This window comes from Mycobacterium sp. NAZ190054 (genome assembly GCF_001545925.1).
In the GTDB taxonomy this organism is placed as follows: domain Bacteria; phylum Actinomycetota; class Actinomycetes; order Mycobacteriales; family Mycobacteriaceae; genus Mycobacterium.
The window spans coordinates 1-1925 of the sequence record NZ_LMVQ01000426.1 but is presented as its reverse complement, the minus strand read 5'-3'; the positions used below and the strand labels follow the sequence as shown (position 1 = coordinate 1925).

Annotated in this window: 1 protein-coding gene and 1 pseudogene; both read right to left on the bottom strand. The window is 74.0% G+C overall.

Annotated elements, in window-relative coordinates; all coding sequences use genetic code 11:
* Positions 1-1271 (bottom strand): annotated as a pseudogene (locus ASJ79_RS23355) (LuxR family transcriptional regulator); the annotation flags it as partial.
* A 9-nt stretch (positions 1272-1280) separates the two neighbouring features.
* Positions 1281-1925: helicase HerA-like domain-containing protein (locus ASJ79_RS31485; RefSeq protein ID WP_156448599.1), on the bottom strand; the 645-nt coding region annotated here is incomplete at its 5' end.

Here is a 1925-nt window from a genome sequence, read left to right as displayed (position 1 = left end):
TCTCCGATGAGGGGTTGGCGGTCGGCGCCGCCGAGGCGCGCAGGCTCGGGCTGACCAACGCGACGTTCGTCGCCGCCGATGTCGCCGAATACGACGCCACCGACGCCTTCGACGTCGTGCAGCGCGATGCTCGCCGCGATCCGTACCGCCGCGGCCCGCTCGACCGGCTCGGGTGCCGTCAACAACTCGTCGGCGAGCCGCCCGGCCGTGGTGCAGTCACCGGTCAGGGCCAGCGCGTCGGCCAGCTGCGCACTGGTCGCCGTCGCGCCGGCGTCGGCGGCGGCCCGGTACAGACGCGCGGTGCGGGCCGGATGCCCGCGGCTGTGGGCGGCCAGATCGCTCAGCGCGGTGGCCAGCCGCTCGTCGCGGAGGCCGTGTTCGGCCAGTCGCAGCGCGAGATCGGCGGTGAGCGTCCGCAATTCGAGCTGGGACGCCAGCACCGACACCTCGACGTCGTGATGTCTTGCCGCACCGATGATCTGGGCGACGGCCCGGTGCACCGTGTGTTGGAACGCCTGCGGGTGTGACGGTTCGACCAGTCCGCTCGCGCGGACCTGGTCGACGGCGGTCAGCGCGTCGTGCGAGGACAGTCCGAGGGCGGCGGCGACATCGTCGGGACCGAGGTCGAAACTCAGCGACGAGATCACGAAGGTGTCCAGCAGTCGCTCGTCGCAGCCGCGAATCCGTTCGATGAGCCCGAAGCGGGCCGCCTCCCGCATGGCGCGGGCCCCGTCGCCGGCCACGGCGAGCACCGGCTTGAGCAGAAACGGCAGGCCGGCCGTCGCAGACATCAAGGCGCGCAACAGTTCCGGTGCCGCCGGGACGCCGAGTGCGCCGGCCGCGACCCGGCTGACCTCGACCGCGGGCAGCGGTCCGAGAGCCACCGCCTGCCGCTCCCGTTCCAGCGCGGTGACCAGGTCGCGCAACGGCCGGTGGTGGGCCAGTCGTTGCGCGGCGATCGCGACGGTCGCCCCGGGATCGGCCACGAGCGCGGTCAGCCGGTCGAGCTCCGCGCCGTCGAGCAGGTGGCTGTCGTCGACGAGCGTTGCGGTGTCGACCGGGTCGTCGCGCCCGGGTGCCCGGGACAGCACCGGACGTCCGGCGGCGCGCAGAGCCGCCCGCACCGCGGCCAGCACGGTGGACTTGCCGGTGCCGACACCGCCGGTGACGACGAGTTTGAGCGCCGCGCCCGGATCCGCCTCCACCGCCGCGACGGCCTCCCGGGCGGCCGGGGGGAGCTCCGAGTGCCGCGGCACCGCCGGACTGGTCATCGCCGCAAGTCAGGCGCCGGCTTCGGGGATGACGGTGGTGATGACCGGATCAGGGGGATCGGGCGGGTCGATCGTGGTCGGTGGTGGTGCGGCCGTCGTGGTCGGCGGCGGTGGCGGCGTCGTCGTCGGGGGCGGCGTCGTGGTCGGCCGTGTCGTCGTCGTCCGTGTCGTGGTCGTGGTCGGCGTCGTCGTCGTGGTGGTCGTCGTCGTGGTGGTGGTCGTGGTGGTGGTCGGCGAGGTCGTCGCCGGCGTCGTGGTCGGTGTCGTGGTGTCCGGCGGGGGCGGAGGCGGAGGCGGTTGACTCACGGTGGTGGTGGCGACGCCGTCGGGCCCGACGGTCACCGTGGTCACCGGCGGGGGCAGCTCCACCGGGGTGGTCTCGCTCGGCGGGGTCGCGGTCTCGGTCACCGTGCCCGAATCGCCCGCGGAGCTGGTCAACGTGACCGCCAACCCACCCGCGGCGAGCAGCGCCGCGGCGGCCGCCACCCCGAACAGCACGGGCGGCCGCTTGTACCAGGGCAGCGGGGCCAGGTCGTACACGGCGGTTTTCGGGTAGGTGCGGACGGTCTTGGTCAGCGCCTTCTGGTCGTCGGGAGTGAACGCGCGCAGTGCGTGCTGGATCCGGGCGCCGAGCTGACTGAGCACCTCTTTCGG